This window comes from Streptomyces yerevanensis (assembly GCF_000716805.1).
Lineage (GTDB): Bacteria > Actinomycetota > Actinomycetes > Streptomycetales > Streptomycetaceae > Streptomyces > Streptomyces flaveus.
Map to the genome: position 1 here is coordinate 165,149 of NZ_JNWJ01000025.1, position 18,166 is coordinate 183,314.

General features: G+C 69.0%; 15 protein-coding genes. 10 read left to right on the forward strand and 5 right to left on the reverse strand.

Going from position 1 to position 18,166, the window contains the following annotated elements:
• Window positions 1-17: 17 nt before the first annotated feature.
• The 3 genes from OP79_RS25610 to groL all read left to right on the forward strand — a co-directional run bounded on the left by OP79_RS25610 (window position 18) and on the right by groL (window position 3,201).
• Window positions 18-824, forward strand: a complete 807-nt coding sequence (locus OP79_RS25610; protein WP_051744914.1) for a polysaccharide deacetylase family protein — start codon at window positions 18-20, stop codon at window positions 822-824.
• 339 nt (window positions 825-1,163) lie between these two features.
• Complete coding sequence (gene groES / locus OP79_RS25615) at window positions 1,164-1,472, forward strand: co-chaperone GroES (RefSeq protein WP_033323236.1); 309 nt, start codon at window positions 1,164-1,166, stop codon at window positions 1,470-1,472.
• 103 nt (window positions 1,473-1,575) lie between these two features.
• Window positions 1,576-3,201, forward strand: a complete 1,626-nt coding sequence (gene groL / locus OP79_RS25620; RefSeq protein ID WP_033323238.1) for a chaperonin GroEL — start codon at window positions 1,576-1,578, stop codon at window positions 3,199-3,201.
• A gap of 105 nt (window positions 3,202-3,306) precedes the next feature.
• Here the strand turns inward: groL and OP79_RS25625 are convergent, their stop codons facing one another.
• From OP79_RS25625 to OP79_RS25635, 3 genes are all read right to left on the reverse strand, one after another.
• Window positions 3,307-4,014, reverse strand: a complete 708-nt coding sequence (locus OP79_RS25625) for an ester cyclase (protein WP_033323240.1) — start codon at window positions 4,012-4,014, stop codon at window positions 3,307-3,309.
• A 145-nt stretch (window positions 4,015-4,159) separates the two neighbouring features.
• The gene (locus tag OP79_RS25630) at window positions 4,160-4,933 is read right to left on the reverse strand and encodes an SDR family NAD(P)-dependent oxidoreductase (RefSeq protein WP_033323241.1); all 774 of its coding nucleotides are present in this window, start codon (window positions 4,931-4,933) and stop codon (window positions 4,160-4,162) included.
• A 77-nt stretch (window positions 4,934-5,010) separates the two neighbouring features.
• Window positions 5,011-5,676, reverse strand: coding sequence for an MOSC domain-containing protein (locus tag OP79_RS25635; protein ID WP_033323242.1), 666 nt, complete (start codon window positions 5,674-5,676; stop codon window positions 5,011-5,013).
• An 80-nt stretch (window positions 5,677-5,756) separates the two neighbouring features.
• On the opposite strand from OP79_RS25635, the gene OP79_RS25640 reads away from it, so the two are divergent.
• Window positions 5,757-6,704, forward strand: coding sequence for a LysR family transcriptional regulator (locus OP79_RS25640; RefSeq protein WP_033323243.1), 948 nt, complete (start codon window positions 5,757-5,759; stop codon window positions 6,702-6,704).
• A 47-nt stretch (window positions 6,705-6,751) separates the two neighbouring features.
• On the opposite strand, the gene OP79_RS25645 is transcribed toward OP79_RS25640, so the two are convergent.
• Complete coding sequence (locus tag OP79_RS25645) at window positions 6,752-7,081, reverse strand: WhiB family transcriptional regulator (protein WP_033323244.1); 330 nt, start codon at window positions 7,079-7,081, stop codon at window positions 6,752-6,754.
• A gap of 389 nt (window positions 7,082-7,470) precedes the next feature.
• On the opposite strand from OP79_RS25645, the gene OP79_RS25650 reads away from it, so the two are divergent.
• From OP79_RS25650 to OP79_RS25665, 4 genes are all read left to right on the forward strand, one after another.
• Complete coding sequence (locus OP79_RS25650; protein ID WP_003948568.1) at window positions 7,471-8,082, forward strand: response regulator transcription factor; 612 nt, start codon at window positions 7,471-7,473, stop codon at window positions 8,080-8,082.
• Between the two features lie 256 nt (window positions 8,083-8,338).
• Window positions 8,339-8,926, forward strand: coding sequence for a sigma-70 family RNA polymerase sigma factor (locus tag OP79_RS25655; RefSeq protein ID WP_033323245.1), 588 nt, complete (start codon window positions 8,339-8,341; stop codon window positions 8,924-8,926).
• A 176-nt stretch (window positions 8,927-9,102) separates the two neighbouring features.
• Window positions 9,103-10,608: an IMP dehydrogenase gene (gene guaB / locus OP79_RS25660; protein ID WP_033323246.1), complete on the forward strand. Its 1,506-nt coding sequence runs from the start codon at window positions 9,103-9,105 to the stop codon at window positions 10,606-10,608.
• Between the two features lie 144 nt (window positions 10,609-10,752).
• The gene (locus OP79_RS25665; RefSeq protein WP_033323247.1) at window positions 10,753-11,877 is read left to right on the forward strand and encodes a GuaB3 family IMP dehydrogenase-related protein; all 1,125 of its coding nucleotides are present in this window, start codon (window positions 10,753-10,755) and stop codon (window positions 11,875-11,877) included.
• Between the two features lie 717 nt (window positions 11,878-12,594).
• Here OP79_RS25665 and OP79_RS25670 read toward each other — a convergent pair.
• A complete protein-coding gene (locus OP79_RS25670) occupies window positions 12,595-13,800 on the reverse strand; it encodes a nucleotide sugar dehydrogenase (protein ID WP_033323248.1) in 1,206 nt (401 codons plus the stop codon).
• A 272-nt stretch (window positions 13,801-14,072) separates the two neighbouring features.
• On the opposite strand from OP79_RS25670, the gene OP79_RS25675 reads away from it, so the two are divergent.
• Both OP79_RS25675 and OP79_RS25680 read left to right on the forward strand, forming a co-directional pair.
• On the forward strand, window positions 14,073-15,779 hold the full coding sequence (locus OP79_RS25675) for a glycerol-3-phosphate dehydrogenase/oxidase (RefSeq protein ID WP_033323249.1): 1,707 nt from the start codon (window positions 14,073-14,075) through the stop codon (window positions 15,777-15,779).
• Between the two features lie 123 nt (window positions 15,780-15,902).
• Window positions 15,903-18,140, forward strand: a complete 2,238-nt coding sequence (locus OP79_RS25680) for a serine/threonine-protein kinase (RefSeq protein ID WP_033323250.1) — start codon at window positions 15,903-15,905, stop codon at window positions 18,138-18,140.
• Window positions 18,141-18,166 lie beyond the last annotated feature (26 nt).

Consider the following 18,166-nt stretch of genomic DNA (forward strand, 5'->3'; position numbering starts at 1 on the left):
TGTGAGGATCCGGGGCCATGCGATCAGTACGACAAGATGGCAGAACTGGCTTCCGCCGCGCCCTGGCCACAGCCGTACTCGCGTCCGCACTGCTCGCCGCCGGCACCACCGGCTGCGCCCGGCCTGTCGGCCCGATCGAACGGCTCGACAAGAAGGCGAAGTCGACGGTACGGGCCCACAGCACCCAGGCCGCGACGTACCGCCGCTGGGGCCTTGTCGCCCCGCTCGCCCCGGCGCCGAAACCACCCGCCCGCCCCGCCGTACGCCCCGCGGGTCCGGGCCTGCCGCCCGTCGTCGACCGCGTCCCCACCCGCGACAGGGTCGTCTTCCTGACCTTCGACGACGGCGCCGAGCGGGATCCACGGTTCGTCGACATGGTCCGCGAACTACGGCTGCCGGTCAGCATGTTCCTCACGGACAGTGTCGTCGGACCGGGGTACGCGCACTTCGGCCGCCTGCGCACGGTCGGCGCGAGCGTCCAGAACCACACCCTGGACCACCCCTACCTGCCCGGCCTCCCCTACGCAGGCCAGCGCACCGAGATCTGCGGCCAACAGGACAAACTCAAGCAACGCTTCGGAATCCGCCCCCGCCTCTTCCGCCCCCCGTACGGCGCCTACAACGACGACACACTCCGAGCCGCCGCGGACTGCGGACTCACGGCGGTGGTCCTGTGGAGCGATGCGAACCGCCTGCGACCGGGCGACATCCTCCACTGCCCCGAGGGCCAGAACGGCGCCACTCTCACGGAGACGACGACCAGATTGCTGCACCGCATCCAGGAGCAGGGCTACACGGTGGCAAGGCTGGAGGACTACCTCTGAGGCTTTCTGTGGGGCTCGGAGGCGCCGCAGGGCCCAGTCATATTCAGCCCGTCCGGCGTTTGAGGACGAGGCCGTTCAGGCCGATACGGGGGTCTGGGGGCGGAGCCCCCAGGGGACGGCGCCACCAACGCAGGGTGCCCAAAACACCGCGCCACGCCGGAGGCGATTGGCACTCCGCTTGACCGAGTGCTAATCGCAGTCATAGTCTCAGGTCTGGCACTCCCCAGTGGAGAGTGCCAACAACGCGACGGGCAGGTCCGGCACCCGCGACGACGGATCGACCTGGTCGCCACCTCAGACAGTTAACCCCGTGAGATCTCCGAAGGGGGAGGTCGGATCGTGACGACCGCCAGCTCCAAGGTTGCCATCAAGCCGCTTGAGGACCGCATTGTGGTCCAGGCCGTCGAGGCCGAGCAGACCACGGCCTCTGGCCTGGTCATCCCGGACACCGCGAAGGAGAAGCCCCAGGAGGGCGTCGTCCTCGCTGTGGGCCCGGGCCGTTTCGAGAACGGCGAGCGCCTGCCGCTCGACGTGAACACCGGTGACATCGTGCTGTACAGCAAGTACGGCGGCACCGAGGTGAAGTACAACGGCGAGGAGTACCTCGTCCTCTCGGCTCGCGACGTGCTCGCGATCATCGAGAAGTAATTCACCCAGGTTTGCTTTGAACTGCGCCCCTGGCCCCCGCGACCACTAAGAAGCCGGGCGCCGGGGGCGCAGTTCGTATTTCCGAAAGGACTGACTCAGCTCCATGGCGAAGATCCTGAAGTTCGACGAGGACGCCCGTCGCGCCCTCGAGCGCGGCGTCAACAAGCTGGCCGACACGGTCAAGGTGACCATCGGCCCCAAGGGCCGCAACGTCGTCATCGACAAGAAGTTCGGCGCGCCCACCATCACCAACGACGGCGTCACCATCGCCCGCGAGGTCGAGGTCGAGGACCCGTACGAGAACCTCGGCGTCCAGCTGGTGAAGGAGGTGGCGACCAAGACCAACGACGTGGCGGGTGACGGTACGACCACCGCCACCGTGCTGGCCCAGGCGCTGGTGCGCGAGGGCCTGCGGAACGTCGCCGCCGGCGCGTCCCCCGCCGCCCTGAAGAAGGGCATCGACGCGGCCGTCGCCGCGATCTCCGAGGACCTCCTCGCGACCGCCCGCCCGATCGACGAGAAGGCCGACATCGCCGCCGTCGCCGGGCTTTCCGCCCAGGACCCGCAGGTCGGCGAGCTGATCGCCGAGGCGATGGACAAGGTCGGCAAGGACGGTGTCATCACCGTCGAGGAGTCCAACACCTTCGGTCTCGAGCTGGACTTCACCGAGGGCATGGCCTTCGACAAGGGCTACCTGTCGCCGTACTTCGTCACGGACCAGGAGCGTATGGAGGCCGTCCTCGACGACCCGTACATCCTGATCCACCAGGGCAAGATCTCCTCCATCCAGGACATGCTGCCGCTGCTGGAGAAGGTCATCCAGACCAACTCCTCCAAGCCGCTGCTGATCATCGCCGAGGACGTCGAGGGCGAGGCCCTGTCGACCCTGGTCGTGAACAAGATCCGCGGCACGTTCAACGCGGTGGCCGTGAAGGCCCCCGGCTTCGGCGACCGCCGCAAGGCGATGCTCGGCGACATGGCCACCCTCACCGGTGCCACCGTCATCGCCGAGGAGGTCGGCCTCAAGCTCGACCAGGCCGGTCTCGACGTGCTGGGCACCGCCCGCCGCGTGACCGTCACCAAGGACGACACGACGATCGTCGACGGCGGCGGCAAGTCCGACGACGTCGCGGGCCGTGTCAACCAGATCAAGGCCGAGATCGAGACCACGGACTCCGACTGGGACCGCGAGAAGCTCCAGGAGCGCCTCGCGAAGCTGGCCGGCGGCGTCTGCGTGATCCGCGTGGGCGCGGCCACCGAGGTCGAGCTCAAGGAGAAGAAGCACCGCCTGGAGGACGCCATCTCCGCGACCCGCGCCGCGGTCGAGGAGGGCATTGTCTCCGGTGGTGGCTCCGCGCTCGTCCACGCCGCGAAGGTCCTCGAGGGCAACCTCGGCAAGACCGGCGACGAGGCCACCGGTGTCGCCGTCGTCCGCAAGGCCGTCGTCGAGCCGCTGCGCTGGATCGCGGAGAACGCGGGCCTCGAGGGCTACGTGATCACCTCCAAGGTGGCCGAGCTCGACAAGAACCAGGGCTTCAACGCCGCGACCGGCGAGTACGGCGACCTGGTCAAGCAGGGCGTCATCGACCCGGTCAAGGTCACCCGCTCCGCTCTGGAGAACGCCGCCTCCATCGCCTCCCTGCTCCTGACGACCGAGACCCTGGTCGTCGAGAAGCCGGCCGAGGAGGAGCCGGAGGCCGGCGGCCACGGCCACGGTCACTCCCACTGAGCGCTGACGAACGGTAGGGCGGTACGTCCCTGACGACGCCCGGCGAAGGCCCGGTACCCCGAACTCGGGGTACCGGGCCTTCGCGCTGCCGACCCGGACGCCGACCTAGATCTCGAGCCGGTCGAGCGCCCCGAGCTGGGCCATCAGCCCCAGCCGGTCGTACTGCCACCAGCCCTCGACGATCTTGCCGTCCTCCCGGCAGCGGAAGACGGTCGTCCCGGTCATGCCGACCGTCCTGCCGGTCGACGGAATCCCCAGGAAGTCACCCTTGTGGGTGCCGTTCCAGGTCCAGCGCGTACAGACCCGGTCGCCCTGGGTGATCTGGTCCTCGACGGTGAACGTGAAGTCGAACGCTCCGCGCCACATCCCCATCTCGCGCCGCATCGCGTCGAGTCCGATGGCGTCCTGGTCGTTGGCAGGATCGTGGTCGTGGTAATTCTCCGCGATCAGGTCGTTGAGCGGGGGCAGTTCACCCTTCGTGCCGATCACTTCGAAGAGCCTGCGGATATTCGCCGCGTACAGCTGCTCGTCCCGTACGACATCCAGGTCCGTGAACGTCGGCATCTCCTCGCAGAGCGCCACCAGCTGGCGGAAGACCTCGTCCGTCTCGGGCAGATTCGAGTTCCGCATCGCCTCCTCGTACGACGGGAACTCGACGATCTCGATGATGTGCGACGCGTCGGACCGGTCCTTGCCGATCAGACTGTGCGTCGCCGTCCGCTTCCCCTTGGTCCGCTCGACCCAGGTGTCCATGAGCCGGTTCATCTCGTCGAACCGATTCGTCTTGCAGTCGATGAGTTGCACAAAGGTCATGACGCCGCCTCCAGTCCCCCTGACTCCGGCTGACTACCCCATTTTAGTGAAAATCGCCCAGGAGTGTCTTAGTTGAATGAGCGACTTGAATGAGCGACTTGAATGGGGGAGTCGAATTGAGGTGGCTGAATGCGGCGACAGGGCGCTACTGCGGCCCGTACTTCCGTCCCGCCCTCGAGCTGACCCCGCCGAGCAGTCCCCGTGGGGCCACCTTCACCACGCCCATGAGGGCCTTGTACCGCGGGTCCGGGATGGACACCGTCTTGCCGCGGGCCAGGTCCGCAAGCGCCGTCGTGACGAGTTTGTCGGCGTCGAGCCACATCCAGTTGGGGATGCTGTCCGTGCCCATCCCGGCCCGCTCATGGAACTCGGTGCGCACAAAACCGGGGCACAGCGCCATCAGCCGGACCCCGGACCCGGCCAGATCCCTCGCTGCGCCCTGCGTGAACTGCACGACCCACGCCTTGGACGCCCCGTAGGTGCCGCGCGGCAGGAAGGCGGCCACCGACGCGACGTTGACGACGCCCCCGCGACCGCGGTCCCGCATGGACTCCGTCGCCGCCGAGGTCAACCGGAGCACCGCCTCGCAGTGCACCTTGAGCATCTTCAGCTCGTCCGTCATCGGTACGTCCAGATAGCGGCCCTTGTTGCCGAAGCCGGCGTTGTTGACCAGCAGGTCGACCGAGTTCTTACGGTCCGAGAGGCGGCCGACCACCGACTCGATGCCGTCGTCCGTCGCCAGGTCCGCCGCCAGCACCTCCGCCTCGATGCCGTGCCGGTCGTGCAACTCGGTCGCCTGCTCACCGAGCCGCTTCTTGTCACGCGCCACCAGCACGAGGTTGTGGCCGTCGGAGGCCAGGTGCCGTGCGAAGGCGGCGCCGATGCCCGCGGTCGATCCCGTAATCAGAGCCGTTGTCATGGCCCAAGGTTATTGAGTGGTCGCCTACTTGAGAGCACCGGAGTCCCGGATTCCGACCCGGCTGGAATGAGGCCCCGTCAACTCTGCCGCGCCATATAGGTCCGCGCCGTCTCGATCGCCTCCGGATGCAGCGCGTCGCCCGCCGCGAGCAGCCGCGGCAGCAGCTCCCGCTCGGTCGTGACCGCACGGAACTGGAAGGAGACGGTCACCTCGTGGTCCGGCCGGTGCACGATCTCGATCGGATCCCCGGCGCGTATCTCCCCGGGCTCGATCACCCGCAGATACGCGCCGGGCGCCCCCTTCCGCGTGAACCGCCTGACCCAGCCCTTCTCCCCGAGATGGCCCTGGAAGGTGGTGCAGGGAATCCGCCCACAGGTGACCTCGAGCACGACCTCCGAACCGATCCGCCAGCGCTCCCCGATCTTCGCGCCGGACACATCGAGCCCCTCCGTGGTGAGGTTCTCGCCGAACGCGCCGCTGGCCAGAGTCCGCCCCAGCTCCCGCTCCCAGTCGTCGAGATCCTCGCGCGCGAAGGCGTACACGGCCTGGTGATCCCCGCCGTGGTGCCGGGTGTGACACACGGCGTCCCCGGCCACCCCACTGGCGCCGATCCCCTTGGGCCCGGGCGCCGCCACCCGCACCGGCCCGTCCACCGGCCGCTTGTCGATCCCGGTCAGGCGCTCGGGCTGATCCGTGTGCTCGCTGACCTTGGGCCGGCCCAGATTAAGAGACAGAAGCTTCATATCGGCACGCTAGGCGATGGGCGGCCAAAGGCGCGACGCAATATTCAGCAACATACCCAAGATGCGCTTATGCTCGGCACGTGATCGAGGCCCGTCATCTCCGCGTCCTGCGCGCCGTGGCCGCCACCGGCTCCTTCTCGGCGGCGGGGCGTGAGCTGGGCTGCACCCAGCCCGCCGTCAGCCAGCAGATGAAGGCCCTCGAAGCCTCCGTCGGTACGCCGCTGCTGGTCCGCACGGGCCGCGAAATGCGCCTGACGCAGGCAGGCGAGGCACTCGTGCGCCATGCCGCGGGCATCATCGCCGGCCTCACCGCAGCCGAGGAGGAGGTCGCCGCGATCGCGGGTCTGCGCGCGGGCCGGGTCCGCCTGGTCTCGTTCCCCAGCGGCAGCTCCACGCTCGTACCGACTGCGCTGGCCGCCCTGCGCGCCGCACACCCCGGCACCCGGGTCTCCCTGGAGGAGGCCGAGCCGCCGCACTCGGTCGAGATGCTCCGCGAGGGCGACTGCGATGTGGCGCTGGCCTTCCGGTACGAGGAGCGGGGGGAAACCCCTCGGAACAAGGACGGTGGCGGGAGACGGGCGGGCGAGGGGGCGGGCGCCGAGGAGTGGGACGACCTGGTGGTACGGCCCCTGCTCAGCGATCGGCTCGTCGGACTCGTACCGGAGGGGCACCGGCTGGCTCGTGCGGAGTCGGTCGCCATCGGCGAACTCGCCGACGACCCGTGGATCGCGGGCTGCCCCCGCTGCCGCGGCCAGCTCGTCGAGGTCTGCGAGAGTGCCGGCTTCACGCCCCGTATCGACTTCGCGACCGACGACTATCCAGCGGTGGTCAGCCTGGTCGGCGCGGGTCTCGGCGTCGCCGTCCTGCCGGAGCTCGCCATCGAGTCCGTACGCCCCAAGAGAGCCCGCACGGTGACGGTGGAACCAGCGCTCCGGCGGGAGATCGTCGCGCTCACGCTGCCCGACCTGGCCCAAGTGCCCGCGGTGGCGGCCACGCTGAACGAGCTGGCCCGCGCCGCGGCGCGCTGAGAACAGCGCGTCCCAGCTGCACAGTGCCCCCTCGAAAAAACGTTCCTTCAGTTGTTCGGCGAGGCACCTCCGCTCGGTGCCGAGGCTGAGACCAGCCGGTTGCGGGCCCGTCCCATGAGCTCTTCGCGTTCGTCCTCGGTCAGTCCGCCCCACACTCCGTACGGCTCGCGCACCGTCAGCGCGTGCGCTGCGCACTGCGCGCGTACCGGGCACCTCATGCAGACCTCTTTGGCCGAGTTCTCGCGAGCGCTCCGGGCCGCCCCGCGCTCGCCCTCCGGGTGGAAGAACAGGGAGCTGTCGACTCCGCGGCAGGCCGCGAGGAGTTGCCAGTCCCACAGATCCGCATTGGGTCCGGGAAGGCGGGAGAAATCTGCCATTGCGTTGTCCCCTTGTGGCCGTTCAGGCGGATACATGCCCATGATCGCGCGTAGACGATCTAAGGAGATGAAAATATGACTCATTGCGAATCTAGCTACAGACACCAGCGAATGGGAAGAAAAACGTCTGAATGGGGCACGCCTTGTGATGAAACCTTGTGGGTCCTTTGCGGGTGTCTGCACCGTGTCCGCCCCCTCACGTAGAGTGCCGAAGGTGGCTCACCGCCCCGTAACTCTTTCGAGTGACCGTCGTTGAGTGTGCTGAGGCGGTTGAAGGAACAAACGCTCGGTCGGACGGCAGAATCCGTCGGCGAGTGTCGACCGCACAGGTGACGATTCGTACCAGCCTGGAGGCTCAAGGTGACGCGCATCAGCTGCGGAGGGCGGTCATGACATCCGTCCTCGTCTGCGACGACTCCCCGCTTGCCCGAGAGGCGCTCCGCCGCGCGGTCGCGACCGTGCCCGGCGTCGAGCGTGTGACGACGGCGGCCAACGGCGAGGAAGTCCTCCGCCGCTGGGGTGCCGACCGTTCGGACCTGATTCTGATGGACGTACGCATGCCCGGTCTGGGCGGTGTGGAGACGGTCCGGCGGCTACTGTCCGCCGATCCCGGTGCGCGCATCATCATGCTCACCGTCGCCGAGGACCTGGACGGTGTGGCGCTCGCCGTGGCCGCCGGTGCCCGTGGCTATCTGCACAAGGACGCCTCGCGCGCGGAACTGCGGGCGACCGTGACCCAGGCGCTCGCCGACCCGACCTGGCGGCTCGCCCCGCGCAGGCTGCGCTCCGCCGAGATGGGCGCCGCGCCGACGCTCACCGCGCGTGAGATCCAGGTGCTCGAGGGCATGAGTCACGGCCGGTCGAACGCGGAGATCGGCCGTGAGTTGTTTCTCTCGGAGGACACCGTCAAGACCCACGCCCGGCGCCTGTTCAAGAAGCTCGGCGCCTCGGACCGCGCCCATGCGGTGGCGCTCGGATTCCGGTGGGGCCTGGTCCGTTAGGTGAAGTGCAGCGGGGGTAGGAAAATCCCCGCCTGCCGCGTGGTGGGCGGGGGTGACGAGAGGGCCCGACAGGTGCCCGCTGCTCGTTTCGGCGCGGATGCCGCATCCTTGAGGTGTGGAGTTCCTCGGGGACGAGTCGATCGAGCGGGAGGGGAGGGCGCAGGAGATGAGTTCCGGCGCACCTGCTCATAACGCTTCGGTGCACAACAACGGACGCGGTGCCACGGATCGGACGACGCCAAGGCACCATGGACCGATGCGCGACGACGAGGCGGCCACTGCCCAAGGGGCGATTGGTTCGCTCGTCCATCGTGCTGTCGATGGCGACGAGCAGGCCACGCACGATCTGCTCGCCCATGTCCACCCCCTCGCGCTGCGCTACTGCCGCACTCGGCTGTCCCGGCTGCCGGGTGACGCACGGCACTTCGTCGAGGACCTGGCGCAGGAGGTCTGCGTGGCGGTGCTGCTCGCCCTGCCGCGCTACAAGGACACGGGGCGCCCCTTCGAGGCCTTCGTCTTCGCCATCGCCGCGCACAAGGTCGCCGATCTGCAGCGCGCCGCGATGCGCCACCCCGGCTCGACGGCCGTGCCCTCGGACGAGATGCCCGAGCGGCCCGACGACTCCCTCGGCCCCGAGGAGCGCGCCCTCCTCAGCAGCGACGCCGAGTGGGCCAAGAAGCTCCTGGCGAACCTTCCGGAGAACCAGCGCGAGCTGCTGCTCCTGAGGATCGCGGTGGGTCTCACGGCCGAGGAGACGGGTCAGATGCTGGGGATGTCTCCGGGGGCGGTCCGGGTCGCCCAGCACCGGGCGCTGAGCCGTTTGAGGGCGCTGGCCGAGCAGTAGGGCCGGCTTGCGGGATCCCGGGATTCGCAGGAGTCGGGGCAGGCGGTGAACGAGCAAGCCACCAGGCCCGTACGAAACCACGAAGCGGCGGAGCAGCCCATGGTGTGGAATCAGAGCCCCCAGTTCGCCGTTAGCATGGACATCCGCACCGATCAAGGCCATTTGGGGAAGGTGTCATGACTGCCAACGTCGACGGAGTGCCCGAGAAATTCGCGACACTCGGGCTGACCTACGACGATGTGCTGCTGCTGCCGGGCGCCTCGGAAGTGCTTCCGAACGTGGTCGACACCTCGTCCCGCATCTCCCGCAACGTGCGGGTGAACATCCCGCTGCTCTCGGCGGCGATGGACAAGGTGACCGAGTCCCGTATGGCGATCGCCATGGCGCGACAGGGCGGCGTCGGCGTACTCCACCGCAATCTGTCCATCGAGGACCAGGTCAACCAGGTCGACCTGGTGAAGCGCTCCGAGTCCGGGATGGTCACCGACCCGATCACGGTGAACCCGGACGCGACGCTGGCCGCGGCCGACGCGCTCTGTGCCAAGTTCCGTATCAGCGGCGTTCCGGTGACCGACAGTGGCGGCAAGCTGCTGGGCATCGTCACCAACCGCGACATGGCCTTCGAGACCGACCGCTCCCGTCAGGTGCGCGAGGTCATGACCCCGATGCCGCTGGTCACCGGCAAGGTCGGCATCTCCGGCCCGGACGCCATGCAGCTGCTGCGCCGCCACAAGATCGAGAAGCTTCCCCTGGTCGACGACGCGGGCGTCCTCAAGGGCCTCATCACGGTGAAGGACTTCGTCAAGGCCGAGCAGTACCCCAACGCCGCGAAGGACGCCGAGGGCCGCCTGATCGTCGGTGCCGCCGTGGGCGCCAGCCCCGAGGCGCTCGAGCGGGCCCAGGCGCTGGCCGAGGCCGGGGTGGACTTCCTGGTCGTCGACACCTCGCACGGTCACAACAGCAACGCCCTGAGCTGGATGTCGAAGATCAAGTCGAGTGTCCGCGTCGATGTGATCGGCGGCAACGTCGCCACCCGTGATGGCGCCCAGGCGCTGATCGACGCCGGCGTCGACGGCATCAAGGTGGGCGTGGGGCCCGGCTCGATCTGTACCACCCGGGTGGTGGCCGGCATCGGCGTCCCCCAGGTCACCGCGATCTACGAGGCGTCCCTCGCGGCCCGCCCGGCGGGTGTCCCGCTGATCGGCGACGGCGGCCTGCAGTACTCCGGCGACATCGGCAAGGCGCTCGCCGCCGGTGCCGACACGGTGATGTTGGGCAGCCTCCTCGCCGGCTGTGAGGAGTCGCCCGGCGAGCTGCAGTTCATCAACGGCAAGCAGTTCAAGTCCTACCGCGGGATGGGCTCTCTCGGTGCGATGCAGTCCCGGGGCCAGGGCCGGTCGTACTCGAAGGACCGCTACTTCCAGGCCGAGGTGGCCTCCGACGACAAGCTCGTGCCCGAGGGCATCGAGGGCCAGGTGCCCTACCGCGGCCCGCTGGCCAACGTGCTGCACCAGCTCGTCGGCGGTCTGCGCCAGACGATGGGCTATGTGGGCGCGGCCTCCATCGACGAGATGGAGACCAAGGGCCGCTTCGTACGGATCACCTCCGCGGGCCTCAAGGAGAGCCACCCCCACGACATCCAGATGACGGTCGAGGCGCCGAACTACAGCCGCAACAGGTAGACGTACACCATCGTCATCGGCAATCGGCATCCACGCGCGCGTGCGGCACGGTCAAGGGCGGCCCCGGGAGCTTCGGGGCCGCCCTTGACATAGGCGTCGGGGATACTGGAAGACGCTGAAACGAAGAGGGAAAGGCCACAGAACGTGACTGAGATCGAGATCGGGCGCGGCAAGCGCGGCCGCCGGGCATACGCCTTCGACGACATCGCCGTCGTCCCCAGCCGCCGTACGCGAGACCCGAAGGAGGTCTCGATCGCCTGGCAGATCGACGCCTACCGCTTCGAGCTGCCCTTCCTGGCCGCCCCCATGGACTCCGTCGTCTCTCCGGCCACCGCGATCCGCATCGGCGAGCTGGGCGGCCTCGGCGTACTGAACCTCGAAGGCCTCTGGACGCGGCACGAGGACCCGCAGCCGCTCCTCGACGAGATCGCCGAACTGGACGTCGACAACGCGACGCGTCGCCTTCAGGAGATCTACGCGGCTCCCATCAAGGAGGAGCTGATCGGGCAGCGCATCAAGGAGGTGCGCGATTCGGGCGTGGTCACGGCCGCCGCGCTCTCGCCGCAGCGCACGGCCCAGTTCTCCAAGGCCGTCGTGGACGCGGGCGTCGACATCTTCGTGATCCGCGGTACGACGGTGTCGGCCGAGCATGTGTCGGGCGCCTCCGAGCCGCTGAACCTGAAGCAGTTCATCTACGAGTTGGACGTCCCCGTCATCGTCGGCGGCTGCGCCACGTACACGGCGGCGCTGCACCTGATGCGTACGGGCGCGGCCGGTGTCCTGGTCGGCTTCGGCGGCGGCGCCGCGCACACCACGCGCAACGTCCTGGGCATCCAGGTGCCGATGGCCACGGCGGTCGCGGACGTGGCGGCGGCCCGCCGGGACTACATGGACGAGTCCGGCGGCCGGTACGTACACGTCATCGCCGACGGCGGTGTCGGCTGGTCCGGAGACCTCGCGAAGGCCATCGCCTGCGGCGCAGACGCGGTCATGATGGGTTCCCCGCTGGCCCGCGCCACGGACGGACCCGGCAAGGGCCACCACTGGGGCATGGAGGCCGTCAACGAAGAGCTGCCGCGCGGCAAGAAGGTCGACCTCGGCACGGTCGGCACGATCGAGGAGATCCTCGCGGGTCCCTCGCACACCCCCGACGGTTCCATGAACTTCTTCGGGGCGCTGCGGCGGGCGATGGCGACCACCGGGTACAGCGAGCTGAAGGAGTTCCAGCGGGTTGAGGTCACGGTGGCGGATTCGCAGCACAAGAGGTGACGTGACGCTGCGCTCGGCTTGAGCGGTGGGAGGGGCTCGGTTGCCCGTGTGGCGACCGGGTCCCTTTTCTGTGCCCAAGTGGGTTGGTGGGGGCGCGAGTTGCGAGAGAGGGCGCGTGGTTGCGTTTGGGGCGAATGTGGGCTGAATGGGCGTAGTGGGGCGATAGTGTCCGTGTTCGGCGACCCAGTTCTTTGGGGCGCCCCCTTCCAAGGAGAACGTTTCCGGACCCCGGCCCGAGCTCCAATGGACCGTCCACCGGGCCAATGGGCGGCGTCATGGAAGGGGGCGCACCCATGGGTCTTCACCGCAAGCCCACCCGCTGGGACCGTATCTGTCTTCGGATGGTGAAGTTCCGGAGGAGGTGCATCTTGTGGATTCACGGCCGGTGAGCGGCCGCCCCTACATGAACTAGGGGCGGACACCCGTGAACCGACTAGGAGCCCGCTGCAGTGGCCGCTGCGGTGGGCTCCACCTTTTTGTACGGTACCGGATCCGTCGTTGGGCGGCTCGGTGCCGGAGGAGGTGGATCTTGCGGATCTTCGGTTGGTGAGCGGCCGCCCCCAAGAGGACTAGGGGCGGACACTCCGTTCACTAGCCAGGAGCCGCCGCAGTACTGCTTGACCCTCTGCGGTGGGCTCCACCTGTCCCCACGCTAGCGGCGTACCCGCCCCGCCCGCCACCAGCCCCAGACGCACAACCCTCCGCACGCGCCCCCCTTCACAACCGATGCGCCGCCCCCGCAGGCGTAGCCCCCCGCGTATCCAGCAGCAGCTGCGCCTTCACCGACAGCCCCTGGAGGTCGTACGTGCGGTGGTGCTGGAGCAGGATCGTCAGGTCGGCGTCGGCGGTGGCCTCGTAGAGGGAGTCCGCGCGTGGGATCGGGTGGTCCAGGACGCTCCAGGACGGGACGTACGGGTCGTCGTAGCTGATGGCGGCGCCCAGTTCCATCAGTCGGAGTGCGATCTCGCGGGCGGGGGAACCCTGTTGGTCGGCGTGGTCGGGCTTGTACGTCACGCCGAGGAGCAGTACGCGTGCGCCGCGGGCCGACTTGCCGTGTTCGTTGAGGAGTGTGGTGGCGCGCTGGATGACGTACTGGGGCATGTGGTCGTTGACCTGCTGGGCCAGTTCGACCATGCGCAGGGCTCGGGTCCGGGGGCCCGCGAGGTCCCGGGAGATGGCGTGACCGCCCACTCCGGGGCCGGGGCGGAAGGCCTGGAAGCCGAACGGTTTGGTCTCGGCGCAGCGGATGACGTCCCACAGGTCGACGCCCAACTCGTGGCAGAGGACGGCCATTTCGTTGACCAGGGCGATGTTGACGTGACGGTAGTTGGTCTCCAGGAGTTGCACAGTTTCCGCTTCGCGTGGTCCACGCGCGCGTACCACCTTGTCGGTGAGCCGGCCGTAGAAGGCGGCGGCGGACTCGGTGCAGGCGGGGGTGAGGCCGCCGATGACCTTCGGGGTGTTGGCGGAGGTGTGGTCGCGGTTGCCCGGGTCGACACGGCTGGGTGAGTACGCGAGGTGGAAGTCGCGGCCCGCGCGCAGCCCGGAACCCCCTTCCAGAAGGGGCCGCAGGAATTCCTCCGTGGTCCCCGGGTACACGGGTGATTCCAGGATCACCGTGGTGTGCGGACGCAGCCATGTGGCCAGGGTGTGTGCGGCGGCGGACACCTGGGTCAGGTCGAGCCCGCCGTCCGTGCCGCGCGGGGTCGGTGAGCAGATGACGGCGGTGCGTACGCGGCCGAGTTCGGCGGGGTTGGTGGCCGGCCGGAAGCCCCCCGAGAGCATCCGGCGCAGATCGGCGGCGGGCAGCGGCGCGGGGTCGCCGCTCTGGTAGCCGAGCGTGGAGATGCCGGCGGTGGCGGCGGCCTGGGCCAGGGGCAGTCCGAGCTGGCCGAGGCCGATGACGGCGAGATCTGCGGGCATGGCGGTGAACCGTCCTTCCCAGTAACCGAAGCGGGACAACGGCGCAAGCCCTGTGGACAGAACGGGCGAGCGCAATGTCAGACTAGGAATAAATATGACCGATTTGCTGTATTGCCCGGCTGTGATTCCTTGCGAGTCGCCGAGAGTTGTCCACAGGCTGGCGGTGGGTGGTGGCCGAAGTCGGGCAACGCCGTCAGACTTTGGGCATGGGGGATGCGGACCGAGCCTCGCCGAACAGCTGAGGCCAGCGCGACGAACAGCGGGAGGCAGCGGTGAGGACAGCGACACTGGGACCGGCGGAGCGCGCCGAGTCACTCGCATCAATGGCCGAGCACGAGCTGGATCTGCTGGTCGTGGGCGGCGGCGTGGTCGGCGCGGGCACCGCGCTGGACGCCGTGACGCGCGGACTGTCCACCGGCCTGGTCGAGGCGCGTGACTGGGCGTCGGGCACGTCGAGCCGGTCGAGCAAGCTGATCCACGGCGGCCTGCGCTATCTGGAGATGCTCGACTTCGCGCTCGTACGGGAGGCGCTGAAAGAACGCGGACTGCTGCTGGAGCGGCTGGCGCCGCACCTCGTCAAGCCCGTGCCGTTCCTCTATCCACTGCAGAACAAGGGCTGGGAGCGGCTGTACGCCGGATCGGGTGTCGCGCTCTACGACGGCATGTCGATGGCGCGCGGCCATGGACGCGGGCTGCCGGTACACCGTCACCTCTCGCGTCGTAACGCTCTGCGTGTGGCGCCCTGCCTGAAGAAGGATGCGCTGGTCGGGGCATTGCAGTACTACGACGCGCAGATGGACGACGCCCGCTATGTGGCGACCCTGGTACGCACGGCGGCGGCGTACGGCGCGAAGGTGGCCAACCGCGCGCGGGTGACCGGCTTCCTGCGCGAGGGCGAACGGGTTGTCGGTGCCAAGGTGCAGGATGTGGAAGCGGGCGGGGAGTACGAGATCCGCGCCAAGCAGGTCGTCAACGCCACGGGGGTGTGGACGGACGACACCCAGGCGCTGGTGGGGGAGAGGGGGCAGTTCCACGTACGGGCGTCCAAGGGCATCCATCTGGTCGTGCCGAAGGACCGGATCAACTCGACGACGGGGCTGATCCTGCGGACCGAGAAATCCGTGCTGTTCGTGATCCCGTGGGGGCGCCACTGGATCGTGGGCACGACGGACACCGGCTGGGACCTGGACAAGGCGCATCCCGCGGCGTCCAGCGCGGACATCGACTATCTCCTGGAGCACGTCAACTCGGTGCTGGCGGTGCCGCTTTCACGCGACGACGTGCAGGGGGTGTATGCGGGGCTGCGGCCGTTGCTGGCCGGGGAGTCGGACGCCACCAGCAAACTGTCGCGCGAGCACACCGTGGCACATCCGGTGCCGGGGCTCGTGGTCGTGGCGGGCGGCAAGTACACGACGTACCGCGTGATGGCCAAGGACGCGGTGGACGAGGCGGTGCACGGCCTCGACCAGCGCGTCGCCGACTGCGTCACCGAGGACATCCCGCTGATCGGCGCCGAGGGATACCGGGCGCTGTGGAACGCGCGGGCGCGCATCGCCGCGCGGACCGGGCTCCATGTGGTGCGCGTGGAGCACCTGTTGAACCGGTACGGGGTACTTGCCGAGGAGGTGCTCGACCTGATCGCCGCGGACGCCTCGCTGGGCGAGCCGTTGCCGGCGGCCGAGGACTATCTGCGTGCCGAGATCGTGTACGCCGCCTCGCACGAGGGGGCGCGGCACCTGGACGACGTACTGACCCGGCGTACGCGCATATCGATAGAGACGTTCGACCGCGGGACACGCAGCGCGCGGGAGGCCGCGGAGCTGATGGCGCCGGTGCTCGGCTGGGACAAGGACCAGATCGAGCGTGAGGTGCAGCACTACGAGAAGCGGGTGGAGGCCGAGCGGGAGTCGCAGCGGCAGCCGGACGACCTGACGGCCGACGCGGCACGACTGGGGGCGCCGGACATCGTGCCGTTGTAACGCAGCGTGCCCTCACCGGGGTTGGGTATGGCGCATTCCGTTTGTGGGCCCCCCTGGGCGCTGAGCGGTCGCCGGGTGAGGGACAATGGAGGCTCTGTCGGGGCGGGTTGCATGAGGGGACGCATGTCGGAGCCGGAGCGGGACGGGACATCCCGTCAGGACAAGAGTGAACGTCTCCTCGCCGGTCGGTACCGGCTGGGAGAAGTCCTCGGCCGCGGCGGCATGGGCACCGTCTGGAGAGCCAAGGACGAGACACTGGGCCGGACGGTCGCCGTCAAGGAACTGCGGTTCCCGTCGAGCATCGACGAGGACGAGAAGCGGCGGCTGATCACGCGCACCCTGCGTGAGGCCAAGGCGATCGCGCGGATCCGGAACAACGGCGCGGTGACGGTCTACGACGTGGTCGACGAGGACAACCGGCCGTGGATCGTGATGGAGCTCATCGAGGGCAAGTCGCTAGCCGAGGCGATCCGTGAGGACGGCGTGCTCACGCCGAAGCGTGCCGCCGAGGTCGGGCTCGCCGTCCTCGACGTGCTGCGTGCGGCGCACCGCGAGGGCATCCTGCACCGTGACGTGAAGCCGTCGAACGTACTGATCTCCGAGGACGACCGGGTCGTGCTCACAGACTTCGGTATCGCGCAGGTCGAGGGCGACCCGTCCATCACCTCGACCGGCATGCTCGTCGGCGCCCCCTCCTACATCTCGCCCGAGCGGGCGCGCGGCCACAAGCCGGGGCCCGCGGCCGACCTCTGGTCGCTCGGCGGCCTGCTGTACGCCTCGGTGGAGGGTGTGCCGCCGTACGACAAGGGGTCCGCCATCGCGACGCTCACCGCGGTGATGACGGAGCCGCTCGAACAGCCGGCGAACGCGGGGCCGTTGGAGAAGGTCATCTCCGGGCTGCTCGTGAAGGACCCCGAGCAGCGGCTCGACGAGGCGGGCGCGCGGGCGATGCTCATCGAGGTGATCCACGCGCCTGAGCCCGAGGAGATCGAGCCGGAGCCGATGGAGACGACGAAGGTCGTGCCGTTGCCGGACGTGCCGGAGGCCCCCTCGAAGAAGGGGAGTTCGGGCGGTGGGGCCGGGGGCGGTTCCGGGAGCAGGACGAGCAAGGCGAGCAAGAAGGGTGAGGAGGCGGCCGAGCGGCTGCTCGGGGCGTTTCGTTCCGTGCGGAAGAGTGCTGCCGCTTCGGCGGGGGCGGCCTCGGCGGCGGTGGCCGGGGTGCGCGGGAAGCCCGACGGTTCCACCACCGACTCCGAGGGCTCCACTGAGCCCGCGGGTTCCACCGGGTCCAAGGGCTCCACTGAGTCCGCGGGCGCCACTGACTCTGCGGTCTCCGCCGAGTCCGCCAACTCCGCCGGCGAGGCCGACTCCAAGGGTTCCTCCGGGGAAGGCGCGGCAGCCTCGAGCGAGAAGACGCCTGCCGGAGAGAAGGCCGAGGAGAAGACCGGGCGGAAGGCCGAGGAGAAGGCCGAAGCACCCGCGGAGGAGCAGGAAAAAGTCGCCGTCGGGCTGAGCTCCGGCGGAGCGAACTCCCCTGCGGGGAGCGGGACTTCGGAGGTCGGTGGCGGGACGCCGCCGCCCACCGCCCCCAGGGCTCCGCTCAGCGATGTGGTGTCGCGGCGGACGTTGGCGATCGTCGCGGTGGCCGTGGCGCTCGCCGTACTCGGCACGATCCTCGCGGTCGTGCTGGACAGCGATGACGATGCCGGGGCCCAGGGCAACAGCGGAGGCAACACGTCCGCGTCCAGCGGGGCGAACGCCGGGAGCGGCACCAAGCAGGACGAGAACAGCGGTACGGACAAGGACGGCAGCGAAAAGCCGGAGTCCGCTGCCGGAGCCACCGGAGGCCCGGCCACGGGCAGTACGCCGAGCCCGAGCCCGAGTGCGTCGGGTGGGGCGAACGAAGGCGGCGGCGGGGATTCGAAGGACATCGCCGCGTCGACGCACAAGGGGAGCCAGGGGTACTCGATCGGGCTGCCGAAGGGGTGGAAGTACCAGTCCACGAGCGCGAGCGGGGACAGGTTCGCCGGTCCCGACGGGCAGGAGCTGCTGGTCGCCTGGACGTCCACGCCCAAGGACGACCCCGTGGCGGACTGGAAGAACCAAGAGCGGTTCATGCAGCGATCGCAGTACCAGCGGATCCGCATCGAGAAGGTCGGCTATCGCAACTGGAACACGGCCGACTGGGAGTTCACGTTCACGGAAGGCGGGACCAAGTACCGCTCGATCGACCGCGGATTCGTGGTCAACGACCAGCTCGGCCACGCGCTGATGTACACCGCGAAGGACTCGGCGTGGGGCAGCGATCTCCGCAGGGACACCTGGCAGACATTCACGCGGACGTTCGAACCGAAGTCCTGAGGGATACAAGAGGGATACGGGAGTCT

Coding starts and splice junctions, on each gene's coding strand:
- OP79_RS25650 (WP_003948568.1), top strand. CDS start 7,471: ATGACATCCGTCCTCGTCTGCGACGACTCCCCGCTTGCCCGAGAGGCG.
- guaB (WP_033323246.1), top strand. CDS start 9,103: ATGACTGCCAACGTCGACGGAGTGCCCGAGAAATTCGCGACACTCGGG.
- groL (WP_033323238.1), top strand. CDS start 1,576: ATGGCGAAGATCCTGAAGTTCGACGAGGACGCCCGTCGCGCCCTCGAG.
- OP79_RS25670 (WP_033323248.1), bottom strand. CDS start 13,800: ATGCCCGCAGATCTCGCCGTCATCGGCCTCGGCCAGCTCGGACTGCCC.
- OP79_RS25625 (WP_033323240.1), bottom strand. CDS start 4,014: ATGACCTTTGTGCAACTCATCGACTGCAAGACGAATCGGTTCGACGAG.
- OP79_RS25630 (WP_033323241.1), bottom strand. CDS start 4,933: ATGACAACGGCTCTGATTACGGGATCGACCGCGGGCATCGGCGCCGCC.
- OP79_RS25655 (WP_033323245.1), top strand. CDS start 8,339: ATGCGCGACGACGAGGCGGCCACTGCCCAAGGGGCGATTGGTTCGCTC.
- OP79_RS25610 (WP_051744914.1), top strand. CDS start 18: ATGCGATCAGTACGACAAGATGGCAGAACTGGCTTCCGCCGCGCCCTG.
- OP79_RS25680 (WP_033323250.1), top strand. CDS start 15,903: ATGTCGGAGCCGGAGCGGGACGGGACATCCCGTCAGGACAAGAGTGAA.
- OP79_RS25635 (WP_033323242.1), bottom strand. CDS start 5,676: ATGAAGCTTCTGTCTCTTAATCTGGGCCGGCCCAAGGTCAGCGAGCAC.
- OP79_RS25645 (WP_033323244.1), bottom strand. CDS start 7,081: ATGGCAGATTTCTCCCGCCTTCCCGGACCCAATGCGGATCTGTGGGAC.